The following is a 21,307-nucleotide window of genomic DNA, read 5'->3' on the forward strand; positions in this document are numbered from 1 at the left end:
CGTGACCTCCCTGTTCTGCGAAACGCTACAGTCGTCGCGACGGGTGTGCGATACTGCGTCCCTTTTCTACACTGCTCTAATTGCATGAGTTTACCTCGCCAACAAGGGAAGCGCGTATGTCCCAAGGTACACTGTTTATCGTTTCTGCCCCATCGGGGGCGGGTAAAACCAGCCTGGTGCGCGAGCTGATCGAAAGCCTCGATGGCATTCAGGTGTCGGTATCGCACACCACCCGGGCCAAGCGCGAGGGGGAGGTCGATGGTGTGAATTACCACTTCACCGATGCGGCAACCTTTGAGGCGATGATTGCGCGTGGCGAGTTTTTTGAGTACGCCAAGGTTTTCGATAATTATTACGGTACCTCGCGCCTGGCCGTCCAAACGGTACTTGATGCCGGCCAGGACGTGATTCTCGAAATCGACTGGCAGGGCGCGCGCCAGGTGCGCGAACAAATGCCCGAGGCCGTGTCGATTTTTGTCCTGCCACCGTCGCGCAGCGAGCTGGAGCGTCGCCTGGCCAGCCGGGGAACCGATGAGCACGCCATCATTGCGCGACGCATGCGTGATGCGATCAGCGAAATGTCGCACTACGACGAATACGACTACCTGGTAGTCAACGATGACTTCACCACTGCCCTGCAGGAATTGCAGTCGCTGGTCATTAGCCGCCGCCTGGCGCGCCCGTTAATGAGCGAACGCCACGCGCCCTTGCTGGCAACGCTCTTGTCACAGGCGCCCGGCGTCGAGTAATCTACACGGTTCTACTACCCTCTTTAGCTGGATCGGCCCGTTTGATCTCTCTCGGACGCGATTCAGCATCGTTATTACAGGAAGGCACCCCATGGCTCGCGTCACCGTTGAAGATTGTCTTGATCATGTAGAAAACCGTTTCAAGCTCGTGATGATTTCCACCCAGCGTGCCCGTCAGCTGGCGCGGGGCACCCGTGACTCACAGTTACCCTGGGAAAACGACAAGCCCACGGTCATGGCGCTGCGTGAAATCGCAGCGGGTCTGGTCGATCACACGGTACTGGACGAACCGGTTGAAGCACCTGTTCGCGCTCGTCCAGCAATGGCTCCCAGCGCACAAATCGACGAATAGGATTCACGACCGATTAGAGGCGCGGTGAATGTTTACCATTGATGACCTGGCCGACCGACTCGGCGGCTACTTACCCCCCGACGAGATCCAACAGGTCAAACGCGCCTTTTATTACGCTGAACAGGCCCACGATGGCCAGCGGCGTCGCTCCGGTGAACCTTACGTTACCCATCCGCTGGCGGTGGCCAACATCCTGGCGAACATGCACATGGACCATCAGAGCCTGATGGCCGCCATGCTGCACGATGTCATTGAAGATACCGGGGTGTCGAAACAAGCCCTCGGCACCCAGTTCGGCGAGCCGGTGGCGGAACTGGTCGACGGGGTTTCCAAGCTGACCCAGATCACCTTCGAGGATAAAGCCGTCGCCCAGGCGGAAAACTTCCAGAAGATGGTCCTGGCGATGTCCCGGGATATCCGCGTAATTATCGTCAAGCTCGCTGACCGGCTGCATAACATGCGCACCCTGGGCGCGCTGCGCCCCGATAAAAAGCGCCGCATCGCCCGCGAAACCCTGGAAATCTATGCCCGCATCGCCGGGCGGTTAGGCATCAACACCATCCGCGTCGAGCTCGAGGACCTGTCCTTTCAGGCGATTCATCCGATGCGTTCGGAGCGTATCAAGCGCGCTGTTTCCAAAGCGCGTGGGCATCGGCGCAGTGCCATGCGGGAAGTCCAGGCGACGCTGCAACAAAGCGTCGACGACGAAGGCTTGAGCGGTACGGTCGTCGGCCGCCAAAAGCATCTGTTGTCGATTTATCGCAAGATGCGCGACCAGCGCAAACCCTTTGTCGAAATCATGGATGTGTTCGGTTTTCGCATCATTACCGACGATGTGGCCAGCTGCTACCGCATTCTGGGTGTGGTGCATAACCTATATAAGCCGGTGCCGGGCAGGTTCAAGGACTACATCGCGATTCCCAAGGCCAACGGCTACCAGAGTCTGCATACCACCCTGTTTGGCGCACGGGGGATGCCGATAGAGGTGCAGATTCGCACCCGCGAAATGGAGGCCATGGCCAATAACGGCATTGCCGCCCACTGGTTGTATAAAGCCGGGCAAACCTCGCACCCGATCGCCGAAGGCAGCCACGCCCGCGCCCGCGCCTGGGTGAAAGGGCTTCTGGAGATGCAGCGCCACGCCGGGGATTCCCTGGAGTTTATCGAGCACGTCAAAAACGATCTGTTTCCCGACGATATCTACGTGTTTACCCCCAAGGGCGATATCATGGAGCTGCCCCAGGGCGCTACGGTGATCGACTTCGCCTATACGGTGCATACCGATATCGGCAACCACTGTATCGCCTGCCGTATTGATCGCCATCTGGCGCCGCTTTCCACGCGTCTGGAGAGCGGCCAGACGCTGGAAATTATCACGGCGCCGGGGGCGCGCCCCAATCTGGCGTGGCTGAACTTCGTCACCACGGCCAAGGCGCGCTCGGCCATTCGTCATGCCCTCAAGCATCAGCGGCATACCGAAGCGGTGATGCTCGGGCGGCGGTTGCTGAACAAGGCACTGGCCCCCTTCAATACCAGCCTGGAAGAGCTGGAACCGACGGTATTAAACCGCGCCTTCGAGCAACTCGACGTGGCGTCAGAAGAAGCGCTGCTGGAGTCGTTGGGCCTTGGCAACCGCGTTGCCCACGTCGTGGCACGACGGCTGGTGGATGTGGCGGACGGCCATCCCAACGAGCTGATCAATGAGGGCACCAGCCAAAAGGCGGTGGTGATAAGCGGCAGCGAGGGCATGGTGATTAACTTTGCCCGCTGCTGTCACCCGCTGCCCGGTGATAGCATTATTGGCCATCTTTCGATGGGTAAAGGGCTTGTGGTTCACCGGTCTGAATGTAAAAACCTGCTGGACAGAGACGACCCTGACAAAGTCTTTGCGCTGGAATGGTCAGAGAACATCGACGAAGACTTCCCGGTTGTCCTGCGCATTGAAATCGAAAGTCGCCGAGGGATCGTGGCGCAACTCGCCGGGCTGGTCACCGATGCGGATGCCAACATCGAGCGCATCGGGATTGAAGAGCGCGATGCGCGCCTTGCCACTGTGAACCTCACGCTTTCGGTAAAGGGTCGCGTTCACCTTGCCCGCATCATGAAACGTATTCGCAACCTGCCTAACGTCAGCAAAATAACCCGCATGGCCAATTAAGTGCCCGCTGTGGCAACCTGCTGGCCCATGGCTGGCAGCGTTAGCGATGGCGAGACCACCATGATCAACGTTGAGTGCACCAAGGAGCATGACATCCAATGAGCAACAAAGCTGTTATCAACACCGAGAAAGCCCCCGCCGCCATCGGCCCTTACTCTCAGGCGGTTAAAGCAGGCAATACCGTGTACCTGTCGGGCCAGATTCCGCTGGATCCGGCCACCATGGAAATCGTGTCAGACGATTTTGAAATGCAGGCTCGTCAAGTATTTACCAACCTTCAGGCGGTCTGCGAAGAAGCTGCCGGGACGCTTGGCGATATCGTCAAACTGAACCTGTACCTGGTCGAGCTGGATAACTTTGCGATCGTGAACAAGGTGATGGAAGAGTTTTTCGACATGCCGTTCCCGGCCCGCGCCGCGGTAGGGGTAAAAGCGCTGCCGAAGGGGAGCCAAGTGGAAGCCGAAGCCGTCATGGTCATTGGCGATTAAGGCAGAAAAAACACCTGCCATGAGCAAGCTGGAGACTCATGGCAGTGTTGTGAGCATGTGGCGGACGGTTAAGCCTTTTGCACGCGCCAGAAGCCACCTTTTTTCAATACCTGAGCGTAGCCCTCGCGGAACGTTGGGTAGCGGAATTGATACCCGGTTTCCAGGATACGCCGGTTATCGCAACGCTTGCTGGTGCGACGACGCAGCGGCGATTGCATCGTGTCAGTGGACGTGACTTTGAGTTGCTGGGCAATCCAGTCCATCACGTTGTGCATCGTGACCGGTTCGCAATCGCTGCCCAGATAGAGGTCCGCCAATGGCTGGCTGTTTTCCTGGCAGTGAATCAGATGGGCCAGAATGCCGGTACAGTCGTCGCGGTGAATGCGGTTGGAATAGATCACCGGGGTGACAGCGGCGATCCGACCTTCGGCGACCTGGTGGATAAGCCGGTCGCGGCCAGGACCGTAGATGCCCGAAAAACGCACCACGGTGCCGGGTAGCGGGTGGTTGATAAGCGCCTGCTCGGCTTCGCACATCAGGGTGCCGGAGAAGCTTGTCGGTTCGGTTGGGCTTTCCTCGTTGACCACCTCGCCTTCCTGCTGGCCGTAGACGCTGGTCGACGACACGAAAAACACGCGGCGGGGCGGCGTGGCGTGTTGTTCCATGACGCTCAATACCCGCTTCAAGCCCTCGGGGTAAGCACTCTGGTAGGCACTTTCTTCAAAGTGGTCGGCGCTTACCGTGTAAATGACGTAATCCGCCTCGGGGAGTGCCTTGGCGTCGGCGTCTTCGAGCTCATTGAGATCCAGTGCCAAGGGCTCGATACCGGTATCTTGTAGAGCATCGACATGGCGACGAACCCCAATCACGCGATGTCCTTCGCTAAGCAGTTCGCGACCGAGCGTTATGCCGATATCGCCACAGCCAATAATCAGTACGGTTAGCGTCACTTGCTCGCTCCTGTTGATAAATAATCCCTATTAGATACAAGGTCCCTGATCTACAATTCCTTATATATAGAAGCAATCGTAGAGACGACATCGTCAGCAGGGCTTGTTTGTCCGTTGCCTACCCGCTAACTGTCGCGATCGCTAGTCACAAGCTGCTACGAGAGGATGCCACTGGCACCACTATGACTTTAACAGAACTTCGCTACATCGTAACCCTTGCCCAGGAGCGCCACTTTGGCCGTGCCGCCGAGCGCTGCCATGTTTCCCAACCCACCTTGTCGGTGGCCGTCAAAAAGCTCGAGGATGAACTGGAAACGCCGTTGTTCGAGCGTTCCAAGGCGACGGTCCAGGTAACGCCGTTAGGTGAAAAGATCATTGCCCAGGCACAGCGTGTGCTTGAGCAGAGTAGCCTTATCTTTGATATGGCCAGTGCGGGTAAAGACCAGCTTGCCAATCCACTGCGGATCGGGGCCATTTACACCATCGGCCCCTATCTGTTTCCGCACCTGGTACCCGAGCTTGCCAAGGCTGCGCCGCAAATGCCCCTGTATATTGAAGAAGGGTTGACCGGCGGGCTACGCACCAAGCTGCGCAGCGGTGAGCTGGATGTCATCATCGTGGCGTTGCCGTTCACCGAGACCGACGTGGTGACCAAGCCGATTTACGATGAAACCTTTGAAGTCCTGCTGCCTGCCAAGCATCGCTGGGAAGCGCGGAAGGCGATCCATAAAGAAGAGCTATTGGAAGAGCGCCTATTGCTGCTGGGCGAGGGCCACTGCTTCCGCGACCAACTGTTGGAAGCCTGTCCCGCGATCACGCAAAAGCTCAATAACCCCGATAACACGCTTATCGCCGAAGGTGGCTCGCTGGAGACAATCCGTCATATGGTGGCTTCCAAGCTGGGCATCACCGTACTGCCTCAGTCGGCGCTGGGTACCGACCAGTATGAAAACGCCATGCTGGTCAGTCGCCCCTTTGTCAGCCCCGCGCCTTCGCGAACGGTCGCGATTGCCTGGCGGGCCAGCTTTCCGCGCCCCAAAGCCATTGATGCGTTGATCAACGCCATCAATCATTGTCGTCAGCCAACCCAGGCGTCGACGGTTGCCTCATGACGGCGCTTTCGGCACCGGTCACCGCCCTTAAAGGCGTTGGTGAAGCACTGGCGCTGAAGCTCGGCCGCCTGGGGATCGAGCAGGTCAGCGACTTGATGTTTCATTTGCCATTGCGCTACCAGGACCGCACCCGGCTGACACCTATCGGCGAGCTACGCGCGGGCAGCGAGGCGGTCATCGAGGGCGAGGTCACCGCCTGCGATGTGGTCAAAGGGCGCCGACGCAGCTTTCTGGTGAGGCTGCGCGATAATAGCGGCATTTTAAGCCTGCGTTTTTTTCATTTCTCCCCCGCCCAGCAGCAACAACTTAGGCCCGGGGCCACCGTACGAGCTTTTGGCGAAGCGCGCGCCGGGGCGACGGGTCTGGAAATCTATCACCCCGAATATAGGCTGAGCGGTGGCAGCGAAACGCCGGTCGACGAGTACTTTACGCCGATTTATCCCACCACCGAAGGGTTGCATCAAACGCGCCTGCGCGCGTTGACCCAGCAGGCGCTGGGACTGCTGGAAAATCAGCCCAAGGCGCTGCCCGACGTTATTCCCGACGCCCTGCGCCAGCGCTTTCAGCTACCCAGACTGCACGCCAGCCTGAAGCTTCTCCACCAGCCGCCGCCGGATGCCGACCTGGAGCAACTCACCCACGGCCAGCACCCGGCGACGCGGCGTCTGGCGTTGGAAGAGCTATTGGCTCACCAGCTAAGCCTGCGCGAGGTACGTTTGCGCATTCAGTCAGATGGCGCCCCTGAGTTACCTTCCGGGCGAAGCCTTCAGGCGCGTTTTCTTGCCCAACTGCCTTTCGCCCTGACGGGTGCCCAGGGGCGGGTGCTGGAAGAAATTGCTCTGGACCTTGCCCGTCCTGCCCCCATGTTGCGATTGGTACAAGGCGATGTGGGCTCGGGCAAGACCGTGGTCGCCGCCATGGCGGCGTTGTCGGCGTTGGCAGGGAACTGCCAGGCGGCCATCATGGCACCCACTGAAATCCTCGCCGAGCAGCACTACCGCTCGTTTAAAGCCTGGTTTGAGCCACTGGGCATCGAAGTGGCCTGGCTGGCGGGAAAGCTCAAAGGCAAAGCGCGGCTGGATACCAAGGCGGCGATTGCCGATGGCCGTGCGCGCATGGTGGTGGGTACCCATGCGCTGTTTCAGGACGATGTGCATTTCCAATGCCTGGGGCTGGCGATTATCGACGAGCAGCACCGTTTTGGCGTGCACCAGCGCCTGGCGCTGCGTGAAAAAGGCGAAGCGGGCGGGCTGACACCCCATCAGTTGATCATGACCGCCACGCCCATTCCCCGCACGCTGGCCATGAGTGCCTACGCGGACCTGGATGTCTCGGTGATCGACGAACTGCCTCCCGGCCGCACGCCGGTAAAGACCGTGGTGGTCTCCGACGAGCGCCGCCCGGAAGTGGTCGAGCGTATCCGGCGCGCCTGCAGCGAAGGCCGCCAGGCCTACTGGGTGTGCACACTGATCGAAGAGTCCGAAGCGCTGCAGTGCCAGGCGGCGGAAGTCACCCGCGACGAGCTTACCGAGGCGCTGCCGGAGCTTGCCATTGGCCTGGTGCACGGGCGCATGAAGTCCAGCGAAAAAGCCGAGGTGATGGCGGCGTTTAAAGAAGGCGAGCTGGACCTTCTGGTCGCCACGACCGTGATCGAGGTGGGCGTGGACGTCCCCAACGCCAGCCTGATGATTATCGAAAACCCCGAACGCCTGGGGCTTTCCCAGTTGCACCAGCTGCGCGGCCGCGTGGGGCGCGGCAGTACCGAGAGTTTCTGCGTGCTGCTCTACCACCCGCCGCTGTCCAAAACCTCCCGTCAGCGTTTGGCGGTGATGCGCGAAACCACCGATGGTTTCCGCATCGCCGAGAAAGACCTGGAAATTCGTGGCCCCGGCGAAGTCCTCGGCACCCGCCAGACCGGCCTGGCGCAGATGAAAATTGCCGATCTGGAACGCGATGCTGACCTGCTGGACCAGGTCACGGCGCTGGCCCAGGCGCTGCAAGGCAACAAGGACATCACCACCGTGCTGGTGCGCCGCTGGCTGGGCGAAGCCGCCGGGCGCTATGGGCAGGTTTAACTCAAGCCAGGGTCGTCAGTTCCGTTAGTGCTGATAAGACGACTCGCCGCGTCGCTCAGCGGTGCCAACTGGTTCGCAATCAGGCGCAGTTGGCTCTGGATCGGCCGGTAACGTGTGACGGCGTTTTCCTCTTTGGGCGGGCCTTGCTCATCGAGCTGCGCGATCAGCGCCTCGGCCTGGGCCGACAGCGGGGTTATTGGCTGGCGGTTTTGTAGCTGCTCGGCGAGTTGGTCGAGCAGTTCGCACATGCGCTTGGCGGCGGGCACGGACGCACTGTCGTCCTCGTCGTCGGCTAGCTGGTGGCGATGGGCGCCGAGGGCCGAAAGGTGGCTCAGCAGGGTGTTGGAAAGCACCAGAAAGCGCAGCCCGTTGTCGGCATCCTGCTTACGGTAATGCCCCGGCTCGTGAAGCATGTTGGTCAGCAGCGTGGACAACGCCGCATCGGCATTATGCGCATTGCGTCGTGCCAGGCGATACGCTAAATCGTCCTGCTTGCCTTCTTCGTACTGGTGAATGATTTCTTCCAGGTAGCGGCGATGGTTGGTCAGCGCATGTGCAGCCTCACGGTTAAGCCGGCGCCCTTGCCAATCGGGCAGAATAAAGAACACCGCCAGGCCGGCTATCAGGGCGCCAATCAGCGTATCGAACAGGCGCGGCCAGATAAGATCGAAGCCGTCACCTACCTGATTGAAACTACACAGCACCAGCAGGGTGATCGAGGCGGTGGCGATCACGTAGTGCTTTTCACGATTGGCAAAAAACGACACCCCCGCCGCCACCGCGATCATGCTTTGCACCAGCGGGTGGGGAAACAGGCTGATGGATGCCCAGCCGACGACTAACCCCAACACCGTGCCGATGATCCGCTGAGAAAGAAACCGTCGTGTGGTGGCAAAGTTGGGTCGGCAGACAAACAGCGTGGTCAAGAGGATCCAGAAGCCCTGCTCCGGATCAAGCCAGTGCAGTAGCCCATAGCCTGCCACGAGCGCGGTACTCAGCCTGACGGCGTGGCGAAAGGTGGGCGAGCCCAGGGTAAAGTTGAGCCGCACTCGTCTCCAGGCTTCCAGCAGGCTAGAGGGTGAGCGGTCGTAAAGCGCACTGTCACGGCGTTCGCTGCCGGTATCCGGATTGTGGGCGCTGGCAATCTGCGCTTCCAGGGTGGTCAGGTTATCCGCCAGGGCGTTGAGCGGGCGCATAAGCGGTTGCCACTCGGGTTTCCCTTGGTCGCCCAGGTTATCGATCGAGGCGCGCAAGTCGGCCAGTGCCTGTTCGCTCTGTTCGTGGCCGAACGGGCGGTTGAGCAGCAGCGACTTAGCTAACTGACGGCAGGCACGACCCTGTTGATCGAGCAGCCGCTGGCAGCGAAATAGCACGTCATGGTGAAAGAACGCATCGGTCAGGGCGCTATACGGGTAGTGGGTTGAGCTTGCCCGTTCGTGGATATCCTGGGCGATAAAGTAGATGCGTAGATACCGGTTGAGCTTCTGGTCACCCCGCTGGCCTTCCAGGCGGCGAAAGATCATCTCCTTGGCCTGATTAAGCGCGGTAACGACCTTACCGTTCTGGCGTGCCAGCGCCACGCGGCGGGCTTCGACATCCACACCCCGGACCGGCTCGAACAAGGCCGACTTCAAGATCAGAAATTCGCCCAGTGCCTTGTATACCCTCGCCATGCTCTGCTTGACCGGCTGGCGCGAAAAAAGCGCGCACCAGATGACCGAAATGACGCCGTACCAGGCAGCACCCGCCAGGAGCAGAAGCTGGCGGTAGGCGACGTCTTCATCCACCCCGCCATGCTGTTCAATGTTGATCATCGAATAGATCGACAGAATCAGCGTACCCGAGGCTATGGTGGCGTAGCGTTGGCCAATGGCCCCGAGCATGATCAGGGTAAACGTCGAAATCGCCAGCCCCAGGGCAAACAGCCACGGCCACGGGAACAGCCACTGCACGATGAACGACGCCGAGGCAAAGCAGGCAAGTGTGACCAGCAGGGCCTGGAAACGGCCCTCCCAGCTGTCGTCGGTTTCCGACAGTGCGCAGGCGATAATGCCCAGAAACAGCGGGATGACCAAGGCGACATCGCCCAGCAGCGCGCTGAGCAGTAGCGCACCGCTGAAGGCGATAAACACGCGCACGCTGTAGGCGAACTTATCCAGCGTCCAGAGGCGGCGCAGCGGTAATGCAATGGGCATAGGGTCTCTTGGTGGTCGCTTTTATTAGACTTTAGTCGAGACCATAGTATAGAGGGTTTGGGTAGCGCCTGTCTGCAACGCTGATCTATCAGTGACCGGCGAGGGGGTAACCTAGCAGCGGGGTGGGCGAGTCACCGGCGGTATCCGGACAGGGTGACGTGACTGGCCCCTCGAGCGCTAGCAGTGCTGTCGGGGCCGCAAACTACAAATGCTTGAGCAGTTTCTGTAGCTTGTTCATATCGGCAGAGTCGCCTACCAGGCGGACCTCGCCGTTGATCATGCCGTCGAGGAAGGCTTGCTGCGTGGGCTTCTTGAGGATGCGTAAAGCGGCCTCGTCGTCGCGAAAGCGCAGTTCAAGGTCCAGGTCGACCGGCAACCCTTTACCACTGGTAACGCTGGTTGGCGTCATCCGGTAGTAACGGGCAGTACTCAAATCTTCTGTGGCAATGCCCCAGTCCAGGCCGCGCATGCGTTCCAGCTGTTCGCGAAAGCGCGGCTTGCGGCGCAGGGCACGTTTGAGCAAGAAGCCCAATAGCCACAGCGTCAGTTTGAGCTTCATCAGGAAACAGCGTCCTTGAGCGCTTTACCCGGCTTGAAGGCGACATTTTTGCTGGCCGGAATCTGCAGCGGCGCACCGGTCTGTGGGTTTTTGCCGGTACGCGCAGCGCGTTCGCGGACGGTAAAGGTGCCAAAACCGATCAGGGCAACGTCTTCGCCTTTGGACACGCTGTTGGTAATTTCATCAAGAATGACGTTGAGGACTTGGCCCGCTTTATCTTTGGACAGATCAGCATTTTCCGCAATGGCGGCTGCAAGTTCAGGTTTACGCATAAGGAAACTCCCTTTGTTTAATGATCGTGCAATATACACTGTCGTGTTGTTGGTAAGGACACTGTAGGCGCGGCCGTCGTTTCAGCCAAGCCGCGAGCGCCGCGGAATTCAGCCTAGCAGCGTAGGGGCTGCTCTGGAAAGCTCCACTTTCCTTCTCACGCAGTTGCCTGTCAATGCAAAACCAATCAAACGTCTGTCTTTATCTTCAGCGATTGCCGTCATATCAACGCCTTCGCCTTCGATCCGCCAACGTTCAGGGGCCTCGACCGGTGGGTAGGCAACCACCGGTAGCAGGGGCGTTTTGACGATCACCGGCCAGGCCCCGAAGCTGACCTGTGTGGGTGTGCCGACCAGGGTGGCGGCGAGCGCCTGGGCGCTGGCTTGCAGGGGCTGAACGTACATGGCGTTGATGCCGTCGACGCAGGCAACGTCGCCCAGCGCATCGATATCCGGGTGAGAGGTGCGCAGTTGCCGGTTCACCAGGATACCGCTGGCGGAAACCGTGAGCCCTGCTGTCTCAGCCAGAGCGGTACGCGGGGTCAACCCCGTCGCCATCAAGATGACATCGACGTTGAACGTGTCGTCGTTATCCAGCGTCAGCGTCACGCCGGGGTCATCATTAAGGGCCATGGTCTTGATGGTTCTGCCCAGGGCAAGGTGGATGCCTGCGTCAACAAACGCCTTGCCGAGTGCTCGGCCAAGGGGGGCAGGCAGCAGGCGGGAAAGCGGTGTGGCATCGGGGGCAATAACGGTGACGTCATGACCGCCCGCGTGCAGATCATTGGTAAACTCGCAGCCGACGAGGCCTGCGCCGATCACCGCCACGCGAGCAGGCGCTGTCCCCAGCGCATGATGAAAACGGCGATAGTCGTCAAGATCGTTGACGGTAAAGCAATGCGCTTTGACGGGATCGGGTATCGCCATGGGCACCCTTGGTTCGGCGCCGGTGGCTAACACCAGGCGGTCGTAGCCAAGCGCTTGGTCATCTTCCAGCCGCAGCGAGCGGTTAGCCACGTCAATCTGGCGGACAGGGGTGTGGGTGATCACTCGAGCGTCAAGCGATTCGGCAAGCGCCGCGGCGTTGCGCTGTGCGAGCTTTTCGGGCGGGAGGCGTTTGGCGAAGCCGGTAGACAGCAGTGGTTTGGTATAATCGTCGCCGCTATCGGCGCTGATCAAGTGCAGGGTGCGCGTATCGCCTTTGCGGCGCAGCGCACGGGCAAGACCAACGCCCGCCATGCCAGTGCCAACGATAACGAGCTCAGCGTGTGATGAGGGCATCCGGGTATCCAGTGGTCAGTGGGACAAAAGCCTGTAAAGCCCACATGTTACACTAGGTGATCGTTTAATTGCCTGGAGGCTCTGGTGTCGCGTCACTGTGTTGAAACTGCCCCTGACTTGCCATGTTGGCGTCCCATTAGAGCGCTGCGTCCGGCGATGAGCGCGCCGTGGTGGCAATGGGTTGCCTCCACGGACTCACTCACGGCGCGTATTGTGTCCGCAGGGGGCGAGCGGCCTTTCCGCGTGCGTCTGTTACGCCAGGGGGTTGGCTTTCCACACCCGCATGAGGCCCTGGCGCTGGGTATGGCCGCCCGGCGCTATGCGTGGCGCCGGGAGGTCGCCCTGTGTGTGGATGAAACACCATGGGTAGTGGCGCGTTCGGTGGCTCCCCTCAAGGCGCTCAGAGGCCAGTGTCTGGAAAACCTGGGTGAGCGTTCATTGGGCAGCTGGCTGTTTCTTCAGCCGGACCTGGTGCGTGGCCCGCTGTACGCCACGCGTCATGCGCCTGGTTTTACCTTCCCTGGCGATGCCAGCAGCCTGTGGGGGCGCCGCTCGGTATTTCAGCACGGCTGTCAGCACGGCGGGTTATCGCTGCTGGTACAGGAATACTTTTTATCGACCATGGCGGATGATCTTGCGCTGCCTTCGCGCTAGGCTAACGCTGCGTCTCTTGGATGGGTGAGGTAAGCATGGATCGTTCTTTATTACGGCCAACCGGGTTGAGTCGGCTGGCGGATTTTATACAGCTGATGCGTCTGGATCGGCCGATCGGTACCTGGCTGCTGATGTGGCCAACGCTGTGGTCCTTATGGGTCGCCGGCGAAGGGGTACCCGGGCGCAACGTACTGCTCATCTTTATCGCCGGGGTATACGTCATGCGCGCAGCGGGCTGCGTGGTCAATGATTATGCCGATCGTCACGTCGATGGACACGTCAAACGTACCCGACAGCGCCCGCTGGCTACCGGGCGGATCAGTGAAACCGAGGCCCAACTGCTGTTTATCGGGCTGGTGACGGCGGCCTTCATGCTGGTGCTGTTGACCAATTGGTTTACCGTGTTGCTGTCGGTGGGCGGCGTGGTATTGGCGTTTATCTACCCGTTCATGAAGCGCTACACGCATTTTCCCCAGGTAGTGCTAGGGGCGGCGTTTTCCTGGGCGATTCCGATGGCGTTCGGTGCGGTCCTTGGCCATGTGCCGGTAGAGGCATGGCTGCTGTTCTTTGCCAATGTGCTGTGGACGGTTGGCTATGATACCCAGTACGCCATGGTTGATCGTGACGACGATATCAAGATTGGCATTAAATCGACGGCCGTGTTGCTGGGTAATGCCGACCGGCTGGTGATCGGGCTGCTTCAGCTGGCCACGCTGGCATTGCTGGCCTGGGTGGGCGCGCGCCTCGGGCTGGGCGGTTTTTTCTGGCTCGGCCTGGCGGGGATGGCGGCGACGTTTATTCACCAGCAGCGCTTGATCCGTCACCGTGAGCGGGATGCTTGTTTTCAGGCGTTTCTGAATAATCACTGGTCGGGCCTGCTGGTGTTTGCCGGTATTGCGCTGAGTTGGTGGCCAGCGGCTGGCGAATCTCTGTCAATGTCATAGAATTGTCATCAAGTCATGGTGTGATCGTCATGTACCTGTCACTGGATTACTTTCTATCGGACACCGTGAGGCTCTGGAATGACCGCCAAGACCGTCTTGATCGTCGATGATGAAGCATCCATTCGCGAGATGATCGCGGTGGCGCTGGAAATGGCCGACTACCGTGTTCTTGAAGCGGACAACGCTCAGGATGCCCACGCCATGGTCGTTGATCATCAGCCTGACCTGCTATTGCTCGACTGGATGATGCCCGGTACCAGCGGCATCGAGTTGGCTCGGCGCCTCAAGCGCGAGGAAACCACCGCCGAACTGCCGATCATCATGCTCACCGCCAAGGGTGAAGAAGACAATAAGATACAGGGGCTTGAAGCGGGGGCCGACGATTACATCACCAAGCCGTTTTCGCCCCGTGAACTCGTGGCACGCCTCAAGGCCGTGCTGCGTCGTGCGACCCCACGTGGCGTGGAAGATCCCATCGAAATTAATGGGTTGCTGCTTGATCCGGTGGGCCACCGGGTAAGTGCCTACGGTAAAGCGCTGGATATGGGGCCGACCGAATACCGGCTGTTGCAATTCTTCATGACCCATCAGGAAAGGGCCTACACACGTAGCCAGTTACTCGACCAGGTGTGGGGCGGTAATGTGTACGTGGAAGAGCGCACCGTGGATGTTCATATTCGTCGGCTACGCAAAGCCCTGGGCGACGGACATCAGAACTTGATCCAAACGGTACGCGGTACGGGCTACCGCTTCTCCGCTCGAGCTTAACCGTGCGTTTGTGGAGCCGTGAGCTTTGGCGTTTGCTAGGTTGGGCGGCACTCGGCATCTGCCTGGGATGGCTACTTGGCCTGCCGGGCCTGGGGTTGGCCGGTGGCTTCGCGATGTGTCTGGTCTACCACTTGCGGCAATTGCGCGCCGCTTACCGCTGGCTGACGCAACGCCCGCAGGATGAACCGCCGGCCGCAGGAGGACTGTGGGGCGAATTGTTTGATCGTTTGTACCGATATCAGAAAAGCCAACGGATTACCCAGGGCCGTCTCCGCTCGACGCTTGCCCGCATTCAAGAATCCTCGGAAGCCATGCGCGATAGCGTGGTGATGCTCGACCGTCACGGCGACCTGGAGTGGTGGAACAGCGCTGCCAGCAATATGCTGGGGCTACAAACCGCTCACGACCGTGGACAACATATTACCAATCTGCTTCGCGATCCGCGTTTTATCAGCTATTTCAATGCCCGTGACTACAGTGAGCCGTTGACGCTCACGTCGCCGATCGATGAGCGTCGCATTTTGCAGTACCAGATTACCCTTTATGGTGACGACGAGCGCCTGGTCATGGCGCGCGATATTACGCGCTTGCATCAGCTAGAGCAGATGCGCCGCGACTTCGTTGCCAACGTCTCCCATGAGCTGCGCACACCGTTAACCGTGTTATCGGGCTATCTCGAAACCTATGGCGAAATGGCGGACCAGCTTCCACCCCGATTGGGGCGCAGCATTGGGCAGATGCAGGCTCAGACACAGCGCATGCAAAATCTGGTCAACGACCTGTTGCTGCTGTCGCGATTGGAAATTGATCAGGGCGGACAGGATCATCAGCCAATGGACGTGACGTCCCTGCTAAACAGTGTCGGGGCCGATGCGCTGGCGCTTTCCGAGCATCAGCACACGCTCACCATTGAAGGCGACTACCCCGCGCAGTTGGTGGGCAGCGAGCAGGAAATCCGCAGTGCCATTTCTAATCTGGCTTTCAATGCGGTGCGCTATACGTCTGCTGGCAGCGAGATTACGCTGCGCTGGAAAGCGTTTGGCCAAGGTGCCTGTATCGAAGTGTGTGACGATGGTGAAGGGATAGACCCTGTGCACATTCCCCGCCTCACTGAACGGTTTTATCGCGTCGATAAAGGCCGCAGTACCGCTACCGGGGGCACCGGGCTGGGCCTTGCGATTGTTAAGCATGTGCTGTTGCGCCACGATGCTCAGTTGCAAATCGACTCGCATCCGGGTGAAGGTGCCCGTTTCCGCTGTGTTTTCCCGGCGGCCCGCCTTAGCACGCCTTCCACGCCCCCGCGTAGTGTCTCTTCGGTTACATAGCTGGCTGTGTCACTGAGTAACGGCGTCACATGTGCCATTGCGACACATGTCCAGCGTATCCAAATGATACCTCCTGGCGATCAATTGGCATAGTGAGTGTAATTTAACTCATTGTTATTAATGGCTAATAAGTGAAATAGCGAAAAGCTGGCATAGAGGATGCCCCTCTATAGACAAGACAGTATCTGACACTGTAAGGTGCAGAAAACTGTTGATACTTTTCTTTACGAAATGAAGAAAAGTAACTATGCTTAGACAGTAGCCCAATGCAGGGCAAGGATGTCCTGCATTAGCAGGGATGATTAGAGATTCATTGGATGAGTCTAGAAGGCGGTCACACTGTCAGTCAGGGTAACGTCCACGGTTGGAGTCCCGCAAAAGGATTGGAAGCTGATAAGTACCACCGCCTAAAATGATCACTGTCGAAGACCCTGCCAAGGCAGGGTCTTGTTTTTGTTAGCCTTTCAACAACGTCAGCTTTCCCTTCTTCCAGCCTTCATATACTGGCCTTGCGTATACTTCAAGAGCGCTGGGTCACTGACTGAACATGGCGATAATGGTAATCCCACATCAGTACGGCACCTGCCACAGCGCCCGGGATCAGGAACAGGTTGGCCAGCGGAATCCACGTCAACAGCGTGACCAGGCCGCCGTAGCTTAAGCTTTGCCACCAGCGAGCCGATAGGCGGCCACGCATATCGCGAAACGCTACCTTATTGTTATCCATCGGGTAATCCAGATAGGTGATGGCCATCACCCAGGCGGAAAACAGCGCCCATAGCAGGGGTGCCAACAGGTTAAGCCCTGGAATCCAGCCAATCACGAACAGCAGCGCGGCACGGGGCAGGATATAACCCAGCTTGACCATTTCGCGACCCAGCGCATCAATGGTCGTTTTTGCCAGCCCCCGGTCATCCTGGGGTTCGCGACCGGTGACTTGAACTTCAACTTTAGCGGCCAAGAAACCGTAAAAGGGGGCTGCAATCAAGCTGGTCACCAGCGTGAAGGTAAAAAACACCACGACCAACAGGCTAAGCACGAAAAGGGGCCAGATAAGCCACGACAGCCAATCAAGCCAGTTGGGTATCATGCCCATCCAGTGAGCCAACCAGCCATCAAAGCGGTTTAGCACAAAGCTGAACATGCTGACGTAGACCAGCAGGTTGACCAGAATGGGTAAAAAGACATAACGCCTCAGTCCAGGCTTATAGACACAACGTGTACCCCGGCTGATGGCAGTGAATGCATCTAGCATGAAAACATGTGACTCCTCAAAGATGACAATGCCCTGGCTGCCGTGCAGCCAGGGCGTATTGCATGAGGAATCGGGGGGCAGGTCAAGACTTTTTCGGTGCTGCCTGCTGGTCCAGTGTCTCAGGGTCGGTATGGCGAATATCCAGCCCCTTGACAAGGTAGACGACGTGCTCGGCCAGGTTATTGGCGTGGTCACCCACCCGCTCCAGCGCGCGCAGAACCCACATGATGCTGAGTACCGAGGTGATCGAGCGCGAATCTTCCATCATGAACGTCATCAGGGAGCGCATGGCGCTGCCGTATTCACTATCGACATACTCATCCTCACGCACGACCTGCATGGCAAGTTCGGTGTCGAAGCGGGCAAAGGCGGTCAGTGAATCGCGCAACATTTTACGCACGTGCTCGCTGATGTGGCGCACTTCCACCAGCCCGCGAAGGGGGTTGCTGCTCTCGCTCAGGCTTAGCGCATTGCGGGCAATTTTGCTGGCTTCATCGCCAATCCGCTCCAGGTCGGAGGTGGCGCGGATGACGGCGAGCACCAGACGCAAATCCGAAGCGGCCGGTTGACGACGCGCTAGAATACGCGTGCACTCGTCATCAATCTGCAGTTGAAGATCATTCACCTGACGGTCGTTATCGCGGACTTTCTCGGCCAGCCGCGAGTCACTTTCCAGTAGCGCAAAGACGGCGTCCTGCACCTGTTTTTCCACCATGCCGCCCATGGCCATCAGGTGGGTTTTGAGTTCTTCCAACTCATGGTTGAATTGGCGCGAGATATGCTGGCTGTGGGTATCGCTGGTAATGTCCATGGAGCCCTCCTGACGGGGTTGCTTCAACCTAGGCCATACGGCCGGTTATATAGTTTTCGGTTCGTTGTAAACGAGGGTTAGTGAAAACGTGGTCGGTGGGGCCGTACTCCACAAGCTCACCCTGCTGCAAGAAGGCGGTGTAATCGGACACCCGGGCCGCCTGCTGCATATTGTGAGTCACCAACACTAACGTTAGCTGAGATTTCAGGTTACGAATCAATTCTTCGATCTTGAGCGTCGAAATCGGGTCGAGCGCCGATGCCGGCTCGTCGAGCAACAGCACGTCGGGCTGTACCGCCAACGTTCGTGCAATCACCAGGCGTTGCTGTTGCCCGCCTGACAGCTGCCAGGCGGAGCGATGCAAGCGGTCCTTGACTTCATCCCACAGGGCCGCCGAAGTGAGCGCCCACTCGATGATGTCATCCCGCTGGCGCTTGGCGAGCCGCTTCTGCAAGCGCAGGCCAAAAGCGACATTTTCGTAGATCGACATCGGAAAGGGGTTAGGTGTCTGGAATACCATGCCCACCCGACGGCGCAGCTCGGTTACGTTCATTTCCGGCGCATGAATGTTATGTCCCTCAAGGCTGATCTCACCGCTGTGGCTGACCGATTCATTAAGGTCATGCAAGCGATTGATCGCTCTCAAGAAGGTCGACTTGCCACACCCGGAAGGGCCAATGAAGGCCGTGACCCGATGGCGCGGCACCTGCAGCGTGAGCTGCTGCAAGGCTGGTTTCCCTGCGTAGGCCAGGCTGAACTGGTTGATGTCCAGACAGCACTGATCTGCTGGGAAATGCGCCACATGTGCTTGCGTGGCGTGGTCGACGTGTCGAGATGCTAGCATTCGCTTCCTCGCTGACGACGTAGATGATGACGCAATAATATGGCAGTTAGGTTAAGCACCAACACAATCAGCACCAATAACAGCGCTGTGGCATAGACCAACGGGATCGCCGCCTGGACGTCCTCGCCGTGAAAGGCGGTGTCAAACAGATGATAGCCAAGGTGCATAAACTTGCGTTCCAGATGCAGGTAGGGGAATTCTCCGTCGAGGGGCATCTGTGGTGCGAGCTTGGCGACCCCGACCAGCATCAACGGCGCGACTTCACCAGCGGCCCGGGCCACGGCCAAAATGACCCCGGTCAACATCGCCGGGGTGGCCATGGGTAATACGATACGCGTCAACATTTCAAACCGGGTGGCGCCAAGGGCCACCGCGCCTTCACGTTGGGCATCGGGAATGCGCGCCAGCCCTTCTTCGGTCGCGACAATCACGACCGGCAGCGTCAGCAGGGCAAGGGTCAGCGATGCCCATAACAGGCCACCGGTACCAAAGGTGGGCGACGGCAGGGCGTCGTCGAAGAACCACGCATCCAGCGTGCCACCAATGCCATAGACAAACACGCCCAGCCCGAAGACACCGTAGACAATCGATGGTACCCCCGCGAGGTTGCGGACGCCAATGCGTACCAGGCGGGTGAGGGGCCCCTGATGGGCAATCTCATTGAGATAGATGGCGGCCAGCACGCCAAAAGGCGTGACGATCACCGACATTAGAATCACCATCAGCATGGTACCGAAAATAGCCGGCCACACCCCCCCATCGGTATTGGCGGCACGCGGTCCCTGGCTTAAAAACTGCCAGACGTCCGTTGCCCAGCGCTGCACTTTTTGGCCAACGTGCATGGCATTGGGCGCTTCAATGCTCAGCACGGTGGCAAGCGGCTGGCGCAGGGTTTGCCCCTGGGGCGTACGCAAGGTGAGCTGATAGCGAGCGCGCTCGGGCGCTGACAGCTGGAGCGCCTGCTTTGCTTGCTGCAGGGCAGTATGGCCGCTAAAGCGCTCGCCGTTTACCTCAATGGCTTCCAGATAGCCGATAAAGTCGCCCCAGGTGCGCCGTTTCAGACGCAGCAGTGCCGCGGGCTGGGTCTGTTGTGCAATGGTGTCAATCGCCACCCAGCGCCAGCGGGCGTCGTCGATGTCACGATTGCCCGTAAAGTAGAGGCGTTCGCTACCTGCCCGGTTGGGAAGCGGCATATCGCGGACTGCCTCGCCTGCCACCACATCGCCATTGTGCAGGGTGATTTCGTCCAGTGTTGCCGGCCAGAAATGGCCCAGGCCACGTGTCAGCAGTAACGCCAGCAAGGCGCCCAGCATGAGCAAGGAGAGGGCTACACAGCCCGCGCACAGCCACGGCCAGATGCCCTGCTGTACGGCACTTTTCAGCCACTTCACGAAGCCCCCCCCAGTCGCTGGTAGCGACGGCGCAGCCGTTGGCGAACCAGCTCGGCCAGGGTGTTGACTAAAAAGGTGAACAGGAACAGCAACAGGGCTGCGAGCACCAGCATGCGATATGGAGTACTCCCCGCAGTGGCTTCGGGCAGCTCAATGGCGATAGCGGCGGCCATGGTACGCATGCCTTCGAAGGGACTGGCGCTGAGCAGTGCCGTATTGCTGCTGGCCATCAGTACGATCATGGTTTCCCCCACCGCTCGGCCTGCGCCGATCATAATGGCGGAAAACAGCCCCGGCCCAGCTGCGGAAAGCGCGACTTTAACGACCGCTTGCCAGCGGCTGGCGCCGAGCGCCTGAGCGCCTTCCATCAGCGGGCGAGGCACCTCGGTGAGCGCATCTTCGGCCAGCGAATAGACGCTGGGAATCACGGCGAAGCCCATTGCCAGGCCGACAATCAGGGCATTACGGGTGACGTAATCGAGTCCAAACACGGCATAAAGATGCTGGCGAAGGTCGCCATCCCAAAAGGTCTGCTCCACCAGTGGCGTTAACCACAGGGCGAGGATGAACATGACAATGAGCCACGGAATCAGCCACAGAGCTGCCCACGAAAGCGGCAGACGACGCTGCCAGCGGCGGCTTGCCAGGTGCCAGACCAGACCGGCGAGCCCGGCACTAAGCGGCAGCCAGACGATGACCACCAGGGTGCTGGCCAAGTGGCGCTCGACCCAAGGGGCGAGCAGCATACCGGCGATAAAGCCGATGACCACCCCAGGGATGGCTTCCATCATTTCCAGGGTTGGTTTGATGCGGCTGCGTAGTCGGGTCGACATGAAAAACGCTGAATAGGCGGCCGCCCCCAGTGCGAGCGGCAACGCAAACAGTAATGCCATCAGGGCGGCTTTCAGCGTTCCCCACGCCAGCGGCGAGAGCATGGCAAGCGAGGCGTTGTCGCCATCCAGCAACAAGGGGGCTGCTTCCCAGACCAAAAATACCCCAATACCCAATATCGCCAGCAACACACCGATACCACCGGCGGTGATGAGTCCGGTGGCGATGCGGTCCTGCAAGTGGCGAAGCGGCTGATGAAAGAGCCGAGCGCGAGTCATTTGACTATCATGGGCAAG

The 21,307-nt window shown here is 59.2% G+C and carries 20 protein-coding genes; 10 read left to right on the forward strand and 10 right to left on the reverse strand.

Annotation, left to right across the window (positions count from 1 at the left end):
* The first annotated feature begins 116 nt into the window (after positions 1-116).
* From gmk to B7L15_RS16465, 4 genes are all read left to right on the forward strand, one after another.
* Positions 117-749 (forward strand): guanylate kinase, encoded by a 633-nt coding sequence (gene gmk / locus B7L15_RS16450; RefSeq protein ID WP_085920013.1) that lies wholly within the window; start codon positions 117-119, stop codon positions 747-749.
* A gap of 91 nt (positions 750-840) precedes the next feature.
* Positions 841-1,101: a DNA-directed RNA polymerase subunit omega gene (rpoZ, locus tag B7L15_RS16455; protein ID WP_085920014.1), complete on the forward strand. Its 261-nt coding sequence runs from the start codon at positions 841-843 to the stop codon at positions 1,099-1,101.
* A gap of 28 nt (positions 1,102-1,129) precedes the next feature.
* On the forward strand, positions 1,130-3,259 hold the full coding sequence (locus tag B7L15_RS16460; protein ID WP_085920015.1) for a RelA/SpoT family protein: 2,130 nt from the start codon (positions 1,130-1,132) through the stop codon (positions 3,257-3,259).
* A gap of 98 nt (positions 3,260-3,357) precedes the next feature.
* Positions 3,358-3,747, forward strand: coding sequence for a RidA family protein (locus tag B7L15_RS16465; RefSeq protein WP_085920016.1), 390 nt, complete (start codon positions 3,358-3,360; stop codon positions 3,745-3,747).
* A gap of 68 nt (positions 3,748-3,815) precedes the next feature.
* Here B7L15_RS16465 and B7L15_RS16470 read toward each other — a convergent pair whose 3' ends face one another.
* On the reverse strand, positions 3,816-4,697 hold the full coding sequence (locus B7L15_RS16470; RefSeq protein WP_085920017.1) for an SDR family oxidoreductase: 882 nt from the start codon (positions 4,695-4,697) through the stop codon (positions 3,816-3,818).
* A 182-nt stretch (positions 4,698-4,879) separates the two neighbouring features.
* Between B7L15_RS16470 and B7L15_RS16475 the strand changes: the two genes are divergently transcribed.
* Both B7L15_RS16475 and recG read left to right on the forward strand, forming a co-directional pair.
* On the forward strand, positions 4,880-5,809 hold the full coding sequence (locus B7L15_RS16475; protein ID WP_085920018.1) for a hydrogen peroxide-inducible genes activator: 930 nt from the start codon (positions 4,880-4,882) through the stop codon (positions 5,807-5,809).
* A complete protein-coding gene (gene recG / locus B7L15_RS16480; protein WP_085920019.1) occupies positions 5,806-7,884 on the forward strand; it encodes an ATP-dependent DNA helicase RecG in 2,079 nt (692 codons plus the stop codon). The genes B7L15_RS16475 and recG overlap by 4 nt, the downstream gene beginning before the upstream one ends.
* Here the strand turns inward: recG and yccS are convergent.
* The 4 genes from yccS to B7L15_RS16500 form a co-directional block, all read right to left on the reverse strand.
* Complete coding sequence (gene yccS, locus B7L15_RS16485) at positions 7,881-10,079, reverse strand: YccS family putative transporter (protein WP_085920020.1); 2,199 nt, start codon at positions 10,077-10,079, stop codon at positions 7,881-7,883. The two genes, recG and yccS, sit on opposite strands and share 4 nt — an antisense overlap.
* A 202-nt stretch (positions 10,080-10,281) precedes the next feature.
* Entirely contained in the window at positions 10,282-10,638 is a 357-nt protein-coding gene (locus B7L15_RS16490) for a hypothetical protein (RefSeq protein WP_085920021.1), read from the reverse strand.
* Positions 10,638-10,949 (reverse strand): HU family DNA-binding protein, encoded by a 312-nt coding sequence (locus tag B7L15_RS16495; protein WP_254902965.1) that lies wholly within the window; start codon positions 10,947-10,949, stop codon positions 10,638-10,640. Before B7L15_RS16495 ends, B7L15_RS16490 begins: the two co-directional genes overlap by 1 nt.
* 69 nt (positions 10,950-11,018) lie before the next feature.
* Positions 11,019-12,188 (reverse strand): NAD(P)/FAD-dependent oxidoreductase, encoded by a 1,170-nt coding sequence (locus B7L15_RS16500; protein WP_085920022.1) that lies wholly within the window; start codon positions 12,186-12,188, stop codon positions 11,019-11,021.
* Positions 12,189-12,344: 156 nt separating this feature from the next.
* Here B7L15_RS16500 and B7L15_RS16505 point away from each other — a divergent pair, with 156 nt between their 5' ends.
* The 4 genes from B7L15_RS16505 to phoR all read left to right on the forward strand — a co-directional run bounded on the left by B7L15_RS16505 (position 12,345) and on the right by phoR (position 15,879).
* A complete protein-coding gene (locus B7L15_RS16505) occupies positions 12,345-12,842 on the forward strand; it encodes a chorismate lyase (RefSeq protein WP_085920023.1) in 498 nt (165 codons plus the stop codon).
* Between the two features lie 35 nt (positions 12,843-12,877).
* Positions 12,878-13,786 carry a 4-hydroxybenzoate octaprenyltransferase gene (gene ubiA / locus B7L15_RS16510; RefSeq protein ID WP_085920024.1) on the forward strand — a complete coding sequence of 303 codons (909 nt, stop codon included), beginning with the start codon at positions 12,878-12,880 and terminating at the stop codon, positions 13,784-13,786.
* Between the two features lie 78 nt (positions 13,787-13,864).
* Positions 13,865-14,554 carry a phosphate regulon transcriptional regulator PhoB gene (gene phoB, locus B7L15_RS16515; protein WP_085920025.1) on the forward strand — a complete coding sequence of 230 codons (690 nt, stop codon included), beginning with the start codon at positions 13,865-13,867 and terminating at the stop codon, positions 14,552-14,554.
* Between the two features lie 2 nt (positions 14,555-14,556).
* Positions 14,557-15,879, forward strand: coding sequence for a phosphate regulon sensor histidine kinase PhoR (phoR, locus tag B7L15_RS16520; RefSeq protein ID WP_085920026.1), 1,323 nt, complete (start codon positions 14,557-14,559; stop codon positions 15,877-15,879).
* A 520-nt stretch (positions 15,880-16,399) separates the two neighbouring features.
* On the opposite strand, the gene cysZ is transcribed toward phoR, so the two are convergent.
* From cysZ to B7L15_RS16545, 5 genes are all read right to left on the reverse strand, one after another.
* Entirely contained in the window at positions 16,400-17,134 is a 735-nt protein-coding gene (gene cysZ, locus B7L15_RS16525; RefSeq protein ID WP_085920027.1) for a sulfate transporter CysZ, read from the reverse strand.
* A gap of 82 nt (positions 17,135-17,216) precedes the next feature.
* Positions 17,217-17,945 carry a phosphate signaling complex protein PhoU gene (gene phoU, locus B7L15_RS16530; RefSeq protein WP_085920028.1) on the reverse strand — a complete coding sequence of 243 codons (729 nt, stop codon included), beginning with the start codon at positions 17,943-17,945 and terminating at the stop codon, positions 17,217-17,219.
* Between the two features lie 28 nt (positions 17,946-17,973).
* A complete protein-coding gene (gene pstB / locus B7L15_RS16535) occupies positions 17,974-18,789 on the reverse strand; it encodes a phosphate ABC transporter ATP-binding protein PstB (RefSeq protein ID WP_085920029.1) in 816 nt (271 codons plus the stop codon).
* Positions 18,783-20,180 (reverse strand): phosphate ABC transporter permease PstA, encoded by a 1,398-nt coding sequence (pstA, locus tag B7L15_RS16540; RefSeq protein WP_254902967.1) that lies wholly within the window; start codon positions 20,178-20,180, stop codon positions 18,783-18,785. The genes pstB and pstA overlap by 7 nt, the downstream gene beginning before the upstream one ends.
* Positions 20,177-21,289, reverse strand: coding sequence for an ABC transporter permease subunit (locus B7L15_RS16545; protein ID WP_085920030.1), 1,113 nt, complete (start codon positions 21,287-21,289; stop codon positions 20,177-20,179). Before B7L15_RS16545 ends, pstA begins: the two co-directional genes overlap by 4 nt.
* Between the last annotated feature and the right edge of the window lie 18 nt (positions 21,290-21,307).

This window comes from Halomonas sp. CSM-2 (genome assembly GCF_002119345.1).
GTDB lineage: Bacteria > Pseudomonadota > Gammaproteobacteria > Pseudomonadales > Halomonadaceae > Vreelandella > Vreelandella janggokensis.

Excerpts from the sequence above, each read along its gene's own strand:
- B7L15_RS16490 (WP_085920021.1), bottom strand. The coding sequence starts at position 10,638 with ATGAAGCTCAAACTGACGCTGTGGCTATTGGGCTTCTTGCTCAAACGT.
- B7L15_RS16460 (WP_085920015.1), top strand. The coding sequence starts at position 1,130 with ATGTTTACCATTGATGACCTGGCCGACCGACTCGGCGGCTACTTACCC.
- ubiA (WP_085920024.1), top strand. The coding sequence starts at position 12,878 with ATGGATCGTTCTTTATTACGGCCAACCGGGTTGAGTCGGCTGGCGGAT.
- B7L15_RS16465 (WP_085920016.1), top strand. The coding sequence starts at position 3,358 with ATGAGCAACAAAGCTGTTATCAACACCGAGAAAGCCCCCGCCGCCATC.
- cysZ (WP_085920027.1), bottom strand. The coding sequence starts at position 17,134 with ATGCTAGATGCATTCACTGCCATCAGCCGGGGTACACGTTGTGTCTAT.
- rpoZ (WP_085920014.1), top strand. The coding sequence starts at position 841 with ATGGCTCGCGTCACCGTTGAAGATTGTCTTGATCATGTAGAAAACCGT.
- B7L15_RS16475 (WP_085920018.1), top strand. The coding sequence starts at position 4,880 with ATGACTTTAACAGAACTTCGCTACATCGTAACCCTTGCCCAGGAGCGC.
- yccS (WP_085920020.1), bottom strand. The coding sequence starts at position 10,079 with ATGCCCATTGCATTACCGCTGCGCCGCCTCTGGACGCTGGATAAGTTC.
- phoB (WP_085920025.1), top strand. The coding sequence starts at position 13,865 with ATGACCGCCAAGACCGTCTTGATCGTCGATGATGAAGCATCCATTCGC.
- B7L15_RS16505 (WP_085920023.1), top strand. The coding sequence starts at position 12,345 with ATGAGCGCGCCGTGGTGGCAATGGGTTGCCTCCACGGACTCACTCACG.
- pstB (WP_085920029.1), bottom strand. The coding sequence starts at position 18,789 with ATGCTAGCATCTCGACACGTCGACCACGCCACGCAAGCACATGTGGCG.
- phoU (WP_085920028.1), bottom strand. The coding sequence starts at position 17,945 with ATGGACATTACCAGCGATACCCACAGCCAGCATATCTCGCGCCAATTC.
- gmk (WP_085920013.1), top strand. The coding sequence starts at position 117 with ATGTCCCAAGGTACACTGTTTATCGTTTCTGCCCCATCGGGGGCGGGT.
- B7L15_RS16500 (WP_085920022.1), bottom strand. The coding sequence starts at position 12,188 with ATGCCCTCATCACACGCTGAGCTCGTTATCGTTGGCACTGGCATGGCG.
- B7L15_RS16545 (WP_085920030.1), bottom strand. The coding sequence starts at position 21,289 with ATGACTCGCGCTCGGCTCTTTCATCAGCCGCTTCGCCACTTGCAGGAC.
- recG (WP_085920019.1), top strand. The coding sequence starts at position 5,806 with ATGACGGCGCTTTCGGCACCGGTCACCGCCCTTAAAGGCGTTGGTGAA.